Source organism: Corynebacterium tuberculostearicum (assembly GCF_013408445.1).
Taxonomy (GTDB): Bacteria; Actinomycetota; Actinomycetes; order Mycobacteriales; family Mycobacteriaceae; genus Corynebacterium; species Corynebacterium tuberculostearicum.
The window spans coordinates 2,386,200-2,402,936 of the sequence record NZ_JACBZL010000001.1; the positions used below are offsets into that span (position 1 = coordinate 2,386,200).

The window sequence follows — 16,737 nt, forward strand, 5'->3', positions numbered from 1 at the left end:
ATGTCCCCATGCCCGCACTCATTACCCTGTCCCACGGTTCACGGCATCCGGGTGCCGCGGCTGGAATTGAGCGCCTGACTCAGGCCACGGGTCTGCGCCCAGCCCGCGCGGCGCACCTGGAATTCAACGAGCCCGACCTCACCACGGCCGCGCTCGAGCTCGCCCAGCTAGGGGAGACCGAGGCCGTTGTAGTTCCGCTGCTTTTTACCCAGGGCTACCACCAGCGCGTGGACGTTCCGCGCGCGCTTGCCGAAGCCTCCCATGCCTCCCACCTTTCCCTCCACCTCGCCCCTGGGCTCGGCACCGGCGAGGACCTCGCCCGCGTGCTCGCCTCCCGTACCCGGCCTGGCGACGCCCATGTGGTCATCTACTCCGTCGGTTCCTCCGATACCGCGGTTAACGATGCCATCCGTGAGCTCGCCCACCGCACCTTCGCGCTCACCGGCGTGCCCGTCTCGGTGGAATTTGCCACCCGCGGTGGCCGCGAAGGGATTGTGTCCCTGTGCCGCAAGCATCAAGATCCCGCCCAGGTACGCGTGATCCCGCTCTTCGTGACCGACGGCCTGCTCCTAGACCGCCTGGCGGGCGTACCCGCGACCGTCGACCGTCCGCTAGGCACCGACCTCGCGGGCCTCGTCGCAGATCGCTTTCACCACGCCCGCCGCACCGCACAGGAGGTGTTCGCGCCATGCTAACCCTCATCCTCATCGCTCTCGCCGGTGCGGCCGCCAACCTCGTGGACGGTGGCATCGGCATGGGCTTCGGCGTCACCTCTACCACGATGTTGTTGCTGGCGGGCCTCGGTCCCGCGCAGGCCTCGGCCGTCGTTCATACAGCCGAGCTAGGCACCACGGCCATCTCCGGATTGAGCCACGCGCGCTTCGGCAACGTGGACTGGAAAACCGTGGTCCGACTGGGCGTGCCGGGCGGGATCGCCGCCTTATTGGGCGCCACGTTGCTGTCGAATATCTCCACCGCGGCGGCCGCGCCGGTGACCGCACTCATCTTGGTGGGCATCGGTGCCAACCTCATTTGGCGTTTCTCCCAACCGCGCCGCCGTGGCTCCGCCTATAAGCGCACCCACTCCACGCCGTTTCTCGCCGGCCTTGGCCTTGTGGGCGGATTCGTCGATTCCACCGGTGGCGGCGGCTGGGGCCCGGTGTCGACTTCAACGCTCATGGCTATCGGCCGCGAGCAGCCGCGTCGCATCGTGGGTACCGTCAACGCCGCTGAGTTCCTAGTGACCTTCGGCGCTACCGCAGGCTTTATTGTCGGGCTCTGGCACGATATCGTCGCCAACTTGGCCGCAGTCATTGCCCTACTCATCGGTGGCGCTATCACCGCGCCCATCGCCGCGTGGCTTATCTCCCGCATCAACCCGGTCCTGCTCGGCGGACTCGTCGGCACGGCCATCGTGGGCCTGAATATCCGCAAAGTCATCGGCGGTGCCGAGACGTACTTTGGCTGGGCAGTGCCTGCAGCAGTTACCTCCGTTGCCATCGCAGTCGTGGTCGCGGCCGGTGTGGCCGCCACCATCCGTGGCGCGCTGCGCACCAGGCGTGCGCGTGCGGCGGAATTGGAAGCCGAAAACGCTGAGGAGGCTGCCCATGCTGATTTCCATGCGCCTGATTATCCGGAGCGCGTCGCCGCCGCCCACCGCGTCCACGGTTCGCGCAAGTCTGGCGTAACCATCGTGCAAGACAAAGCCCCCGAAAGCCCCGCCGCGGACCGCGCGTAACCCTTCCGTCGCGACCTTTGGCCACGTTATCGGGCAGAGCTCGCCTCCGGTGGGCTAGAACGCGGCCATAGGTTGGCCCGGCCACCCAATTCTCGAGAACCCGCTACCTGCTGCCTTCTACAGCCCGGCCACCTCGCCGATGACGTAGACCGCCGGCGCGGAGATCTCGTGCTCGGCCATCGTCTGCGCCAAGGTACCCAAGGTGCAGCGATAGGCGCGCTCGGTAGAAAGCGTGCCTTCTTGGATGATGGCGCAGGGAGTAGAGGAGGAGAGGGAGGCGTCGATTAGCGCACTGGCAATCGCCGGGGCATTTTTCACGCCCATGATGACAGCCAGCGTGGCGCCAGAGCGGGCGAGCGCTGCCCAGTCCACCAAGGACTTCTCATGGCCGGGCGGCAGGTGGCCGGAGACCACCGTGAATCCGTGGACAATGCCGCGCTGGGTTACCGGGATGCCGACGGCCGCGGGAACGGAAATGGCGGAGGTCACGCCCGGAATGACCGTGGCGGGAATTGACGCTTCCGCCAGCGCTTGCACTTCTTCAAAACCGCGCCCAAAGACGAAGGGATCGCCCCCCTTAAGGCGTGCCACCTTGCGGCCGGTACGGGCGTGCTCGATGAGCAGCTCGTTGATCTTTTCCTGCGAGATTGACTTCTTATAGGGGAGCTTAGAGACGTCAATAAGCTCTTTGGAAGTAATATCACACAGCTTATCGAGCTGCGCCGTAGGTCCCAGATGATCGGCAAGAATAACCTCTGCATCCTGCAGGGCGCGCATGCCGCGCACGGTAATAAGGTCCCACGCGCCGGGGCCGCCGCCAATCAGGGTTACGGGATGGATCTGTGCGGAAGTCATAGGACTTCATCTTAGTGGGCGGCCGACTATGCTTGGGCCACATGGATACCGGTAATTATGATGCCGAAACCGTGCGCTTTTTTGATGTGGCGCACGAAGGCGCCCAAATCCGCCTGGTGGCCGGAGAAGTAGAGCGCTGGGGCGAGGCGCTCGGCGGGCTCAATCCCCGCTCGCTGGTCATTATCCCCACCGATGCGATTGCCCGCCAAGCCGCCCACCTGGGAGTTGGCCTAGCCGAGCCGCTGCGGATCCCGATTGTGGTGACCGAATCGCTCCCGCGCTACGTGGGGGCGCTGGACGTGGTGGTGGTCGTCGGCGAGCCCGGCGAGTGCGACTGGGCGTCGCGCGCCCTCATTACTGCCAGCCAGCGCGGGGCCACCACCGTGCTCATCGGGCCGGCCAAGGGTTCGCTGGTGGAGGACTGCCCGGAGGATACGCTCGTCGCCCCTTGCTTGCCGACGGCCGAGGGCAGCTCGCCCGCGCGCAGCATTGCCGCCCTCCATGCGCTGTGCTGCCTGCTCTATCAGGGCCCGACCGCGGTGAAGGAGACCCTCGAGGACCTCGCTGCGGCCGTGGACCGTGAGCTTGCACAGCTTTCTCCCGAGCGCGATGCCACCACCAATCCGGGCCGCCAATTGCGCGAGTTCATTGACGGCGCCCGCATCATCCATTCCTGTGTGCTCGACCCGTACTCTTATTCTGAGCGTCGCGAGCACGTGCAGCTCGATGCCCTCGTGGCCCGCATGGCTGCGACCATCTGGGCCGTACACGGCCTGCCGAGCGCTTATGTGGACCCAGCCGAATTGCGCCGCGCGCTCGACCGGGATTCTGATAGTTCCCCGGCTAATGATCTCTTTTATGACCCCTTCATTGATGGCGATGGCGCCGAGGGTGCTTTGGTACCCTTGAAGGTGGTTTTCTGGGGGCAGGAAGAGGCGAACCTGCCCAACTCGCTTGCAGTCCGCAGCATCGACCCGGAGCCGGGCCTGGGGCACCTTGCCCGCTCACTGCAGCTTATTACGCGGAGTTTTGCCGCGACCGCCTACGAGATTTCTAAAGGATAGAAACACATGCAGCTGTTGCACAGCGCCACCCGCAACTATTCCTGGGGCTCGCGTACCCTTATCCCGCACCTGCAGGGCCAGCCCGATGCCGATAAGCCCGTCGCAGAGCTGTGGTTCGGCGCCCATCCCGGCGACCCTTCCACGGTGGATGGTCGACTGCTCAATGAGGTCATTGCAGAGGATCCGGCAGGGCAGCTAGGCAGCCGCGTATCTGCCGAGTACGGCGAGCGCCTGCCCTTCCTGCTCAAGGTGCTTGCGGCCGAGGAGCCGCTGTCCTTGCAGGCGCACCCGTCAAAGGCGCAGGCAGAAGAGGGCTTTGCCCGCGAAAATGCCGCCGGCATCGAGCTCACCGCGTCTAATCGCAATTACAAGGACGATAATCACAAGCCCGAGCTCATTGTCGCGCTCACGGATTTCTATGCCATGGCCGGCTTCCGCCCCTTGGCGCGCACCCGCGAGCTTTTTGCCGCCCTTGAGTGCCCTGAGCTGGACCACTACGTTGCCATGCTTGACGACGACCCCTCGGCAACCACCGAGTCCGCCAACCTGCGCGTCCTTTTCACCACGTGGATCACCATTCCGGCTGCCAAGCGCAAAGAGCTCATTTCCGCCATTGTTGCCGCCGGCGAGCGCCTGATAGCCGCAGACCCGGCCGATTGGAAGTCCCGCGTCATGTCCACGGTGCTGGATCTCAACCAGCGCTACCCAGGCGATATCGGTGTGCTGGGCGCATTGCTGCTCAACCACATCGAGCTCTCGCCCGGCGAGGCCGTCTACCTAGATGCCGGTCAGCTTCACGCCTATGTCTCTGGCCTCGGCGTGGAGATCATGGCGAACTCCGATAACGTGTTGCGCGGTGGCCTGACGCCTAAGTTCGTGGACGTTCCAGAGCTGGTCAAGGTCTTGACTTACGCCGCTGCCGACGAGCCGCGTGTTCAACAACAAGATAAGTCCGCCCAAGACAATGTCCACGATGCCGCCGCATGGTCCTACCCGGTACCCATCGAGGAATTCCTGCTGGACCGCGTGGAGCTCACCGGTTCGTCTTCTGTGGATCTTGATTACGACGGCCCGACCATCGCCCTGTGTACCGCAGGTTCCGTAACCTTTACCGATGCCGCCGGCCAGACCCTCACCGCGACCCCAGGCCAGGCAGTCTGGCTGCCAGCCTCCGAGGGCCTCGTTACCGCTACTGCGGAATCCGACACCGCGGACCTCTTCGTCGCCCGCGCCTAGGTCGCGTTTATCCCACACAAGCACGCTTCGCTGCCGTCCTTCGGTTTCAAGCGAAGCGTGTTTTAGTCTTCATTACGGCCGCGTTGTGGCCTGCTCCGCACAATTCTTTGCGCACATTGCGGCTGCTTCGTAGCTTCTGCGCTCCAGCGCATGCAAAACAAGCACGTTTCCCCGATTTCCGCCTTCAGAATCGAGGAAACGTGCTTGTTTTGTTCGTTTACGTCGAGAACCGGCTCCGGATTAGCGCGAAGGCGTCGCTTCGCTCGGAGCCTGCTGGGCCGTGGCCGGTGCCTGCTTGGTTGGCACCAGGTCGGTTGGCTCTTGGTTCTGATCGGCGGAAGGTCGCTCTGCAGCGGCTTGGCCGGTGAGCTGTTCTTGCTCCGCCTTCTCGGCCTCGAGTCGCTCCGTGCCGGCTGGTTCTTGGACTGGGGCGTCGGAATCCTTGCCCGAGTTATCTTGCACGGCAGGCGCCTCAGGTGAGGGCTGCGGAGCGGACGGGGCCGTGGTGGTCGGCGGGGTGGTGCCGCCCTGGTTGTTCTGCGGTGCGCCCGTAGACTGCGAGCCGTTCTGGTTGCTCGGGTAATCGGGAGTCAGACGCTGGTTGCCCTGGCCGGTACCTTGACCACCTTGGGTGATGTTATTGCCTTGCGGGGAGGTGCCCCGCGGGGAGATATTCTCCGGGCGGTATACCTTGGTGGGCTGGGTTGCTGCCTGTGGGCGCACGATCGCATTAGGGGCGAGAAACGGATCGTTGTTGTGAGGCTGCTGGTGCTTGGCATCACCGGACGAGGAGGTGGAACTCGTAGCATGCGTGGAGTGCTGCTTTGAAGGGGAACGGTCCGTGGAAGAAGTGGTGGTCTCCTCGGCTGCGGTGTGGGTCGGGGAGACGGAGGTGGTCGCGGATTGATCCGCGGCATTGGAATAGTTGGCGCTCGGCGAGCTCATACGCCAGACGGCGACTCCGACGACGGCCGCGGCGATCAGTCCGGCCACAATGAACACGTAGACGCGGCGCGAATCTGGCTTCATCGTGGCTGTCCTTTCTATGAGGCGGGCCGTTACAGCCCAAGGGGGAGGGCGATACAGTGCCCCGGTAACAAGTTGGTAACGAGACTATCATGTTTGGGAAACAGTGCGACGGCATCGCAATTCTGTGATAGGTAAACAAAAAGGCAGTTCGCGGGCGTAGAAGGCCATGCAAACCTTTTCATCGTCTGCTTTCTTTCGCCAAGAAAGCGTGTATAAATGGCGCTGAAAGCACCGAAGGAGTCAAAAAGTGAGTACTTGGGACGAAAATATTTTCAGCACGGACCTCAACGTCGATTTCTTGGACGAGATGGCAAACCTCGATGAAGAAGGGGTAATTCGCGCCGTCGAGGATGCCTGCGAGGTCGCGCACAGCAAGCCAAAGCTCAGTGAAGAAGAGGAGCAGAATGCTCAAGCGGCGGCCACCATTGCTGCCATTTGGGCTGGTGCGCCCTTCAGCGCGGGCGAAGTTGTCGAAGACTACCCCTATATTAGGGAACTGGTGGGCTCTGGCAGCGAGACCTTGACGGAAAATGCCCTCGAGGTGCTCGAAAACGTCGAGGAAGAGTATGACCTCGAGCCTTTCATTGAGGCCCTGTCCTAAGTCGTACCTGCCGCCCGCGGCAGCGGTCGCGCGACAGCGGCCCCGCGGGAGAAATAACAGAAGGGAAGATAGCCCACACCTATGCTGATCAGCATTGAAGGAATCGACGGTGCCGGTAAAAATACGTTGGTCTCCGCACTCAAGGAGTCGTTGGACCGGCCCGTAGAGGTTATTGCCTTTCCGCGCTATGCAGATTCGATTCACGCGCAGCTAGCGCAGAAGGCACTCTATGGAAAGATGGGCGACCTCACGGATTCGGCTTATGCCATGGCGACGCTATTCGCGTTGGATCGCTATGGGGTCAGGGACCAGCTGCAGCGCGCCAAGGAATCCGACACTGTGGTGCTCCTGGATCGTTACGTGGCCTCCAATGCGGCGTATTCGGCGGCGCGGCTCGAAGACGATGGGGTGATGGAGTGGGTGCACGATCTGGAATTTGGCACCCTCAGCCTGCCGCAGGCGGACCTGCAGGTGTATTTGGATACGGCGGTAGAGGTGGCGTCGGAAAGAGCGCAGGCACGAGCCCAAGCGGACGCCAGCCGGGAACGCGACCGCTACGAGCGCGATGGCGGGTTGCAAGAACGCACCGCCGCGGCCTACCGGCGCCTAGCAAATGCGGGCTGGGGTGGACGCTGGATCGCTACCGCCGATGCGGATACTATTATTTCAGCGATAAAAGACCTTGTAGGAGAATAAAACGTGGCGCCCAAGATTTTGGTTGTCGATGACGATCCGGCTATCTCAGAGATGCTGACCATTGTGCTCGAGTCCGAGGGGCTCAAGCCCATTCCGGTCATGGACGGCAATGACGCCGTGCCTGCCTTTGAGCAGCACGAGCCGGATCTCATCCTGCTGGACCTCATGCTTCCGGGCATGAACGGCGTAGATATTTGCCGTGCCATCCGCCGTGAATCCTCCGTGCCCATCGTTATGCTGACCGCCAAGACCGATACGGTTGATGTGGTACTCGGCCTTGAATCCGGCGCGGATGATTACATCACCAAGCCATTCAAGCCCAAGGAGCTCATCGCCCGAATCCGTGCGCGCCTGCGTCGCACCGATTCTGCGGAATCTGAAATTCTGGAGGTTGCGGACCTTGTCATTGATGTGCCGGAGCATACCGTGCGCCGCACCGATGGCACCGAGCTGAACCTGACCCCGCTGGAATTCGACCTGCTGCTGGAAATGGCACGCCGCCCCGGCCAGGTACACACGCGTGAATCGCTGTTGGAATCCGTGTGGGGCTATCGCAATGCTTCTGATACACGCTTGGTAAACGTGCACGTCCAGCGCCTACGTGCCAAGATCGAGCACGATCCGGAAGACCCGCAGATTGTGCTGACCGTGCGCGGCGTGGGGTATAAGACCGGCAAGGCCGGCGCCGGGGAGTAAGGATCATCGGCATCATTGAGCGGCTAAGGCGCATTCGAGACGCCTTCATTACAACGTGGCGCACCTCTTTGCAGGCGCGCGTCATTGGCATGATCTTGGTCGCTTCCTCGGTGGTCATGATCATCTTGGCCTATGCGTTGGTGTCCGTGCTCACCCAGCGCCTGGTCAGCCAGAAAGAAGACGTGGCCCAACAGGAGCTGGAGCGCGCCCGCACGGCCGTGGAACAGCAGATCGATGCCACCAGTTCTGCTAACTCCGTCCAGGTACGTATTAACTCTGCGCGTGCTGCGTTGGGCCAGCTCTCCGCCCAGCCGGGCGATACCCAGACGGTTTATGAGCCAGTCATCGTGGTGGAAAACCAGGATGGCTCTGTTACCACTTCGCCCGAGGATTTCCCGGTGCCGGATCAGCTGCGGGAGATGGTGGATCAAGGCCAGATTGCGCAGCAGTATGTCCCGGCGCCGCGCGAAAATGGCGAATACTACAACGCCCTGCTCGTAGGCACGCCTACCGATACCGATATTCCCCATACCCAGGTCTACCTGGCGCTGTCCATGGAATCGGAAGAATCCACCATGGCGTTGATGCGCGGCCTGCTCTCAGCGGCCGGCGTAGTGGTCGTGGTGTTGCTGGTGGGCATTGCCTGGCTGGCCACCCAGCAGGTTATTACGCCGATTCGCTCGGCCTCTCGAATTGCACAGCGCTTGGCGGCGGGGCATTTGAAGGAGCGCATGGCCGTCGATAGCGATGATGAAATGGGTCGCTTGGCCGCGTCCTTCAATAACATGGCCGATAAGCTGTCCTCCCAAATTGCGCAGCTGGAGGAGTACGGCGATTTGCAGCGGCAGTTTACTTCTGACGTCTCCCATGAGCTGCGCACCCCATTGACCACCGTGCGCATGGCCGCGGACATGATTGAGGCTGAGAGCGATAGCCTGCCGTACGGCGCCCAGCGCGCTTCCCGCTTGATGTCGAGCGAACTCGACCGCTTCGAGGAATTGCTCGCGGACTTGCTGGAGATTTCTCGCCACGATGCCGGTGTGGCGGATTTGTCTACGGCAGCCATTGATCTGCGCTCGTGTGTGGAGGCCGCCTACGGGCAGGTGGAGCATTTGGCCCGCGAGCTTGACGTGGAGGTCCAGCTCAACCTGCCGGAGGAGCGCATCGGAGTCGAGGCCGATTCCCGCCGCCTTGAGCGCATCTTGCGCAACCTTCTGGCCAATGCCATTGACCACTCGGAGGGCAATCCAGTGGCGGTGGACGTCGCAGCCACGGACACTGCGGTGGGCGTTACCGTTACGGACCACGGCGTGGGCTTAAAACCTGGCCAGGAAGAGCTGGTATTCAACCGCTTCTGGCGTGCGGATTCCTCCCGCAAACGCCATTCTGGCGGCACCGGTTTGGGCCTGGCTATCGCCCGCGAGGATGCCGTTTTGCACGGCGGCACGCTAGATGCCACCGGCTACGAGGGATTTGGTTCTCGCTTCCGCCTCATTATTCCACGCACCCCGAATACCGAGGTGGGCGAGGCTCCTATCGCTGTGGAGATTCCCGGCGCACCCGTCACCAGCACTGCGGATGGTAGTGAGCTGCCGGAATCTCGACCAGAACCCGATGCTGAAGCTACAGAAGCACAGGATACTGGCGCCGCCGAGCCGGACGCTGGGCCTGCCTCTGCAACGCCGGCTATTTCATCGGGCATGAGCTCGCCGCACGTCGAGAAGAGTGACAGGGGCACTGATGGTGAGACGGAGGGCGATGGCATCCTCTGGCCTTCGGAACGCGAACTTAACCGCGGCGCGGCCGCCCCGGACAGGCGCGCCTATAAGGCCCCGGACTTTGAGGGCAGGAGGAAATAAGCGTGTTGAGAGCGAAGTATCGCAAGACCGCAGTTGTTGGCACCGCAGCGGCCGTGCTTTTTGTCAGCGGTTGTTCCACCCTGCCGAATAACACAGGTCCGCAAGTAGTCGGTACCTACCAGCAGCAACCGGATGGCCCGGAAGAAGTCATTGCACCGCAACCCGGCGATGACCCGGACTTGACATTGCGCGATTTCTACCAGGCTTCCGCCGTGCCGGGAAACGACCATGAGGTCGCGCGCGGCTTTCTGACGGATAACGCCCGGGAAGCCTGGGACGCCAGCGGCGATGTGATGGTGGTCGATAGCCTGGACATCGTTACCGCGCCCGCTAGTAAGCAAAGCTCGAGGGATAATGAGCGCGCCTTCACGGTGCGCGGCACCATCATCGGCCGCCTTAAATCCGGCGGTGCGTACGTGCCGGAAAATGAGGGCTACGAGGCCGTCATCTACATGAAGAAGCAAGACGATAGGTGGCGCGTCGATGGCTTGCCGGCAGGGGTAGTAATGGAGCGCAATGAAATGCGCAATCACTACACCCCACAATCGCTGTACTTCTTTAAGCAGAGCAACGATGTGCTGGTTCCAGACCGCCGCTGGCTGTACAAGGGCGGCGAACAATCGGAGTCGACGCTCCTTACGCTGTTGATGGAGGGACCTTCATCTAGCATTGCTCCCGCTACCCGCCGGGCAGCGGGGGAGAATGTCACCTTCGCCGGCTACGATCGCGAACAGGGCTACCAATTCGAGGGCCTTGCTGACCTAGACGCCCAAGATCGCACCCTCTTTGCAGCCCAGCTAGTGTGGACGCTCACGGAAGCCGGCCATACCGGCCCCTTTAAGGTCAAAGCCGATGGCGGTGACTTGGTGGAGGGCATGGATAGCCTCAGCGTGGATGACTTCGCGGACTATAACCCGGAGGAAAGCAGCACCTCTTTGTCTAAGCTCTACGCCCTTAATGAGGGTAACCTGCTCGAGGTGGACGATGGTGTGGCTGAGCACGTGAAATCCACGCTGGGCAGCAGCGGTGACGTGCAATCCGTAGATGTTGCCGATAGCGGTCTCGTTGCGGCAGTGCGCCGCAAATCCAATAATGACTTCTCGCTGCAGATAGGCGAGCTTGACGGCCAACTGCAGGATTCGGTGGAGGGCCCCACACTGGCACGGCCGACCTTCGAGTACAACGGGCAAGCCGCCTGGACCGTGGTCGATGGCGATCGCATCGTGCGCGTGGTGCGCTCCAAGACCACCGGCCGCATCTCCGAATCCGAGGTGGATGCCCGCAGCATCGACGATATTGAGGGCGAAATCTCCGTCATTCGCTTGTCCCATAGCGGTGCGCGTGTGGCCATGATTATTGATGGCCACGTGTATATCGCGGCCGTTGCTCAATCCAGCAGCGGTGATAAGCGCATCGTCAACGCCCGCGAGGTAGGTCCCGAGGTATCCGGCTCGGCACTTTCGCTGGACTGGAATGCGGATGGCTCGCTCATCGTTGGCACTTCCTCGAGCCAGTCGCCCGTATGGCGCATCGAGCAGGATGGTTCCTCGGCTTCGACCATGCCTACCGGCAATATCACCGCCCCTGTGGTGGCCGTGGCAACCTCGCCTACCAAGCTCTTTATTACTGATTCGCACGCCATGCTTGAGCTTCCTTCCACCGTCATGGACGAAACCAACTGGCGCGAGGTCTCCGGCCTGCAGGGTCGGCGTTCTTCCCCTATCGTTTCTAATTAGCCGCCAGAGGGCCTGCGCGGCTGGGGAGAGGCGAGTATGAGCTTGGGGGAGCTTATTTTTCCGCGTGCCTGCGCTGGCTGCGGCGCGCCGGGTGAGGTTTTGTGCCCACAGTGCAGAGATCACTTGCGGCAGCCGCCCTACATGGTCGCACGACCCCGGCCGCTGGGCGCGCCTGTCTATGCCCTCGGTCCCTATTCCGATATTCGCCGCCGCATCATTATTGGCATGAAGGAGCGAGGCAATCGTCCGGTTCGCGAGTATGTGGGCGCCGTCTTCGCGGCCGGGCTGGCTCATCTGAGAGCCCGCGGCGATATCCCGCGCGAGTTCACCCTCGTGCCCGCACCTACTCGGCCGCGTTCGGCGCGGGCACGCGGGGGCGATCCGGTGGCCGCTGTGTGTCATGCCGCGGCGCAGCACCAGCGCGTGGGCGTGTGCGCGGCGCTTACTATGGGCCAGTCCACCGCGGACCAGTCCGAGCTCAATGCCCAGGATAGGTGGGCAAACCTGCAGGGCCGAGTCCGCGTGCGCGCCCCAATTGCGCAGGTCCCTGCATTGCTTGCCGACGACGTCATTACCACCGGGGCCACCCTCGCCGCGAGCATCGCCGCCCTGCAGGCCGCGGGTGTAGAAGTCTGCGGGGCATTGGTCTTTGCGGATGCCTAGATAGGGCCGGTACCTACCCTCGAGGTGGGGGAGCGGACTGAAAATCCTCCCTCTCAGGTCATAACCAGTGCTATCATGAGGAGTATCACAGAGAGATAGTTACTGTGATTGATTCTAGTCCCACTACTCAAGGGAGGCATCTCAATGTCCCAGCCAAACAAAGCTCAGGTAACGATTACGGGCCGCAACGTCGAGGTCCCCGAACACTTCCAGGAGCGAGTTAATGACAAGCTGGCCAAGATTGAACGCCTTGACCCCACCCTGACCTTCTTCCACGTGGAGCTACAGCACGAACCAAACCCGCGCCGTGACTCCGAAGCGGAGCGAATTCAGATCACCGCTACCGGTAAGGGTCACATTGCCCGCGCCGAAGCCAAGGAAGATTCCTTCTACGCAGCGCTCGAAACCGCCTTGGGCAAGATGGAGCGCTCCCTGCGCAAGGTGAAGGTGCGCCGCGAAAACGTCAAGAGCGGTCACCGCGCGCAGAAGGGTACCGGCGAGATTGCCGCTGAGATGGTTGCGCAGGCCGAGGCTGAGCGCGCCAAGGAAGAGCGCTACGTTGACCCCTATGCTGAGACAGTGGAGGACGTTCGACCAGGCCAGATCGTGCGTACCAAGGAGCACCCGGCTACCCCGATGAGCGTGGATGATGCCTTGAGCGAGATGGAGCTGGTGGGCCACGACTTCTTCCTCTTTATTAATGAGGAGAACAATAAGCCGTCCGTGGTCTATCGCCGCCACGCCTACGACTACGGCATTATCTCCCTATCGGAAGACGCTGAAGCTTAAAGAAGCTTCTACTTCTCTTAGCCAATGACCCTGCTGCGTGTATGCAGCAGGGTCGAATTTGTGGTTAGGGGAGGGGTGCCGGCAAGCAGGTTCCGGGGGATATACAGGCTGAACGGAGGCTGTGCGCCTGCCCTATGTGCTAGGCGGGAGATGCTTTGTGAAAGCGAGTGAGTACAATAGCGACGAGTTAACTTTATTGTCGCGACTAGAAGGACTAACTAACCGTGTTTGGACTTTCCAAGCTGCTGCGCGCGGGCGAGGGCCGTACGGTCAAGCGCCTGGGCAAAATGGCAGACGATGTAATTGCCCTTGAGGATAAGTACGCGGAGCTTTCGGACGACGAGCTTAAGGCAAAGACCGACGAGTTTAAGACTCGCCTGCGAGACGGCGAAGAGATGAATGACATCTTGCTTGATGCCTTTGCCACCGTCCGTGAGGCTGCCTGGCGCGTCCTCGATCAGAAGCACTACCGCGTGCAGATCATGGGCGGTGCGGCCCTGCACTTCGGCAACGTCGCCGAGATGCGCACCGGTGAGGGCAAGACCCTGACCTCGCTGCTGCCGGCCTACCTCAATGCCCTTGATGGCAAGGGCGTCCACATCGTGACCGTTAACGATTACTTGGCAAAGCGCGACGCCGAGATGATGGGCCGTGTCCACCGCTGGCTTGGTCTGTCCGTGGGCGTCATCCTGTCGGAGATGCGCCCGCCAGAGCGTAAGGCTGCCTACGATTGCGACATTACCTACGGCACCAATAATGAGCTGGGCTTTGACTACCTGCGCGATAACATGGTCCGTTCCCTCAATGATGTGGTGCAGCGCGGCCATAACTTCTGCATCGTGGACGAGGTTGACTCGATCCTTATCGATGAAGCCCGTACCCCGCTCATCATCTCCGGCCCGGTAGATGGTTCCTCCCAGTTCTACAGCGTCTTCGCTCAGCTGGCCCCGCGCATGCGCGAGGGTATCCACTACGAGGTGGACCACAAGAAGCGCACCATCGGCGTGCTGGAAGAGGGCGTGGAATACGTCGAGGATCAGCTCGGCATCGATAACCTCTACGCTCCCGAGCACTCCCAGCTGGTGTCCTACCTGAACAACGCCCTGAAGGCCAAGGAGCTGTTCACCCGCGACAAGGACTACATCGTTCGCAATGGCGAAGTCATGATCGTGGACGGCTTCACCGGCCGTGTGCTGGCCGGCCGCCGCTACAACGAGGGTATGCACCAGGCCATTGAGGCCAAGGAGCAGGTGGAGATCAAAAACGAGAACCAGACCCTGGCTACTGTTACCCTGCAGAACTACTTCCGCCTGTACGAGAAGATCTCCGGCATGACCGGTACGGCAGAAACCGAGGCTGCCGAGCTGCACTCCATCTATGACCTGGATGTGGTGCCGATTCCTACCAATAAGCCGAATCAGCGTGCCGATCACTCTGACCGCATCTACAAGACGCAGGAAGCTAAGTTCGCCGCCGTGGTGGACGACATTGCCGAGCACGTCGAGTCCGGCCAGCCGGTTCTGGTTGGTACCACCTCCGTGGAGCGCTCCGAGTACCTGTCCCAGCTGTTGTCTAAGCGCGGCATCAAGCACAACGTGCTCAATGCTAAGCACCATGAGGAAGAGGGCCAGATCATCGCCCGTGCGGGCCGCCCCGGCACCGTCACCGTGGCTACCAATATGGCCGGCCGTGGTACCGATATCGTGCTCGGTGGCAACCCCGAGGTCATCCTCGATGAGAAGCTGCGCGAGCGCGGCCTCGATCCATTCGAGGATGAAGAGAAGTACCAGGAGGCCTGGGAAGCAGAAATCGACTCCGAGAGGGAGCGCTCCAAGAAGCTGGGTGACCAGGTGCGCGAGGCCGGCGGCCTCTACGTCCTGGGTACCGAGCGTCACGAGTCCCGCCGCATTGATAACCAGCTGCGTGGTCGTACCGGCCGCCAGGGTGACCCGGGTGAGACCCGCTTCTACCTGTCCATGCGCGATGAATTGATGGTGCGCTTCGTGGGCCAGTCCATGGAGAACATGATGAACCGTCTCAATGTTCCGGACGATGTCCCCATCGAGGCCAAGATGGTCTCCAACTCCATCAAGGGCGCCCAAGCGCAGGTGGAGAACCAGAACTTTGAGATGCGTAAAAACGTCCTTAAGTACGACGAGGTGCTCAACGAGCAGCGCAAGGTGGTCTACGCTACCCGCCACGACATTCTGGATGCCGGCGATATTCAGGACAATATTCGCGGCATGATCGATGACACCGTGTCCGCTTATGTCGCTGGCGCTACCGCCACCGGCTACGTGGAAGACTGGGATTTGGACGCGCTGTGGAATGCGTTGGATTCCCTCTACGGCCCCACCATTTCCCATGAGGAACTGGTGGAAGGCTCCGAATATGGTTCCCCGGGCGAGCTTTCTGCCGAGCAGCTTCGCGACGCCTTGGTACAGGACGCCAATAATGAGTACGACAAGCTTGAAGAGTCTGTGACCGCTATTGGCGGCGAGCAGCAGATGCGCAATACCGAGCGCATGGTCATCCTGCCGATTATTGACCAGAAGTGGCGCGAGCACCTCTATGAGATGGACTACCTCAAGGAGGGCATCGGCCTGCGCGCGATGGCGCAGCGCGACCCGCTGGTGGAGTACCAGAAGGAGGGCGGCGAGATGTTCAACGCTATGAACGATGGCGTGAAGGAAGAGACCGTCCGCCAGCTGTTTATGCTGCGCAAGCAGTTCAAGCAGCAGGAAGAGGAGCAGGCCGGCGAATCCGCGGCTACCGCTTCCGGCAACGGTGAGGGCACCGTAGAGGCCTAGACCTCCGCGTACTTCCTCCAACCCCGCCCCGCCCCCGCTCGTGATAGTGGGAGCGGGGCGGGTTTCTTTTCAGGAAAAAATGAGTAGAATATAAGAAACCTGTCCATTCTGCTTATTTCCTGTGAGGAGCTCCACTGACGATGCGCCGCCGCTCTTTGCGTCTCGGTATTACGACGCTCCTGTCCGCCACCTTGCTCGGTGGCGCCACGCCGGCCGTGGCCTATGAGATGCAGCGTGATTCTGCCACCTCGTTGCGCATCATTTTGGAGTCGGGCGAAAAAATTGAGCAGGATAACGCAGCCGCGGCCATCCTGGCCATTGCTACCCAGCGCAAGGAAGCATTGGTGGCCGATGGAATTTTGTCCCAGGATAAGGCGGATGCTGCCTTCGAGTACTACTTTGGCAAGGCCCGGCTCAATACAGCGCGCACCGATGGCAATATTTATTCCACGCCGCTGGATTTCCCGTGGGAGCCAGAGGAGCGGACGGAATCCCTAGACGGCAAGCAGTACACCGAAGCGGCAGTACTGGATTACCTCGACATGCTGGGCGCCAATTATGCCCAAGCGGTGATTCGCGCCGAGCTGGGCGAGTTTACCAAGGACTTGCCGCGAACCTCTACCGGCAACGCAACGCCCTCTCGAGGTGCCCAGCTGCCGGACATCGGGGAGACAGGCTCCGCCTTCCCAGATGAGTTTCCGGCCTATGCGGCGGCGCTGCGCGATATTGTCACCATTACCAAGCAGGTCAATGCGCCCCTGGAGCAGGCCGCCGCGTCGCACCATGCTGTGGGAACCGTGTCCACGGATGCGACGGCGAACGAGCCTTCCGGTCTATCCGCCTTTGAAGGCGGCCTCCTAGCCACTGGTTTAGCGGCGCTGACCAGCGCGGCCGGATTCGGATGGTCCGCGCTCAACTGGTCCGAAATCCTTTCTCACCTGGGTCAGTTCTTTTCCTAGGCGCCA

General features: G+C 61.7%; 15 protein-coding genes. 13 read left to right on the top strand and 2 right to left on the bottom strand.

Going from position 1 to position 16,737, the window contains the following annotated elements:
* The first annotated feature begins 8 nt into the window (after positions 1–8).
* Both BJ985_RS11305 and BJ985_RS11310 read left to right on the top strand, forming a co-directional pair.
* Positions 9–695 (top strand): sirohydrochlorin chelatase, encoded by a 687-nt coding sequence (locus tag BJ985_RS11305; RefSeq protein ID WP_179387505.1) that lies wholly within the window; start codon positions 9–11, stop codon positions 693–695.
* Positions 689–1,738: a sulfite exporter TauE/SafE family protein gene (locus BJ985_RS11310; protein WP_179387506.1), complete on the top strand. Its 1,050-nt coding sequence runs from the start codon at positions 689–691 to the stop codon at positions 1,736–1,738. Before BJ985_RS11305 ends, BJ985_RS11310 begins: the two co-directional genes overlap by 7 nt.
* A 117-nt stretch (positions 1,739–1,855) precedes the next feature.
* Here BJ985_RS11310 and cobA read toward each other — a convergent pair whose 3' ends face one another.
* Positions 1,856–2,593, bottom strand: a complete 738-nt coding sequence (gene cobA / locus BJ985_RS11315; protein WP_179387507.1) for a uroporphyrinogen-III C-methyltransferase — start codon at positions 2,591–2,593, stop codon at positions 1,856–1,858.
* Between the two features lie 41 nt (positions 2,594–2,634).
* Between cobA and BJ985_RS11320 the strand changes: the two genes are divergently transcribed.
* Positions 2,635–3,657 (top strand): exopolyphosphatase, encoded by a 1,023-nt coding sequence (locus tag BJ985_RS11320; protein WP_218840720.1) that lies wholly within the window; start codon positions 2,635–2,637, stop codon positions 3,655–3,657.
* 6 nt (positions 3,658–3,663) lie between these two features.
* Positions 3,664–4,893: a mannose-6-phosphate isomerase, class I gene (gene manA, locus BJ985_RS11325; protein WP_179387509.1), complete on the top strand. Its 1,230-nt coding sequence runs from the start codon at positions 3,664–3,666 to the stop codon at positions 4,891–4,893.
* A 240-nt stretch (positions 4,894–5,133) separates the two neighbouring features.
* Here manA and BJ985_RS11330 read toward each other — a convergent pair whose 3' ends face one another.
* Positions 5,134–5,922: a hypothetical protein gene (locus tag BJ985_RS11330; RefSeq protein ID WP_179387510.1), complete on the bottom strand. Its 789-nt coding sequence runs from the start codon at positions 5,920–5,922 to the stop codon at positions 5,134–5,136.
* A gap of 247 nt (positions 5,923–6,169) precedes the next feature.
* Here BJ985_RS11330 and BJ985_RS11335 point away from each other — a divergent pair, with 247 nt between their 5' ends.
* The 9 genes from BJ985_RS11335 (at position 6,170) to BJ985_RS11375 (ending at position 16,731) form a co-directional block, all read left to right on the top strand.
* Positions 6,170–6,523, top strand: coding sequence for a DUF4259 domain-containing protein (locus BJ985_RS11335; protein ID WP_179387511.1), 354 nt, complete (start codon positions 6,170–6,172; stop codon positions 6,521–6,523).
* Positions 6,524–6,604: 81 nt separating this feature from the next.
* Positions 6,605–7,219: a dTMP kinase gene (locus BJ985_RS11340; RefSeq protein WP_179387512.1), complete on the top strand. Its 615-nt coding sequence runs from the start codon at positions 6,605–6,607 to the stop codon at positions 7,217–7,219.
* Positions 7,220–7,222: 3 nt separating this feature from the next.
* A complete protein-coding gene (gene mtrA / locus BJ985_RS11345) occupies positions 7,223–7,915 on the top strand; it encodes an MtrAB system response regulator MtrA (RefSeq protein WP_005322406.1) in 693 nt (230 codons plus the stop codon).
* An 89-nt stretch (positions 7,916–8,004) separates the two neighbouring features.
* A complete protein-coding gene (gene mtrB, locus BJ985_RS11350; RefSeq protein WP_218840721.1) occupies positions 8,005–9,774 on the top strand; it encodes an MtrAB system histidine kinase MtrB in 1,770 nt (589 codons plus the stop codon).
* A gap of 2 nt (positions 9,775–9,776) precedes the next feature.
* On the top strand, positions 9,777–11,510 hold the full coding sequence (gene lpqB / locus BJ985_RS11355) for an MtrAB system accessory lipoprotein LpqB (RefSeq protein WP_179387514.1): 1,734 nt from the start codon (positions 9,777–9,779) through the stop codon (positions 11,508–11,510).
* Positions 11,511–11,651: 141 nt separating this feature from the next.
* Positions 11,652–12,173 (top strand): ComF family protein, encoded by a 522-nt coding sequence (locus tag BJ985_RS11360; RefSeq protein ID WP_236587058.1) that lies wholly within the window; start codon positions 11,652–11,654, stop codon positions 12,171–12,173.
* 144 nt (positions 12,174–12,317) lie between these two features.
* Entirely contained in the window at positions 12,318–12,962 is a 645-nt protein-coding gene (gene hpf / locus BJ985_RS11365) for a ribosome hibernation-promoting factor, HPF/YfiA family (RefSeq protein WP_049378762.1), read from the top strand.
* Between the two features lie 224 nt (positions 12,963–13,186).
* The gene (secA, locus tag BJ985_RS11370; RefSeq protein WP_179387516.1) at positions 13,187–15,772 is read left to right on the top strand and encodes a preprotein translocase subunit SecA; all 2,586 of its coding nucleotides are present in this window, start codon (positions 13,187–13,189) and stop codon (positions 15,770–15,772) included.
* 140 nt (positions 15,773–15,912) lie between these two features.
* The gene (locus BJ985_RS11375; protein ID WP_179387517.1) at positions 15,913–16,731 is read left to right on the top strand and encodes a hypothetical protein; all 819 of its coding nucleotides are present in this window, start codon (positions 15,913–15,915) and stop codon (positions 16,729–16,731) included.
* Positions 16,732–16,737: the final 6 nt, after the last annotated feature.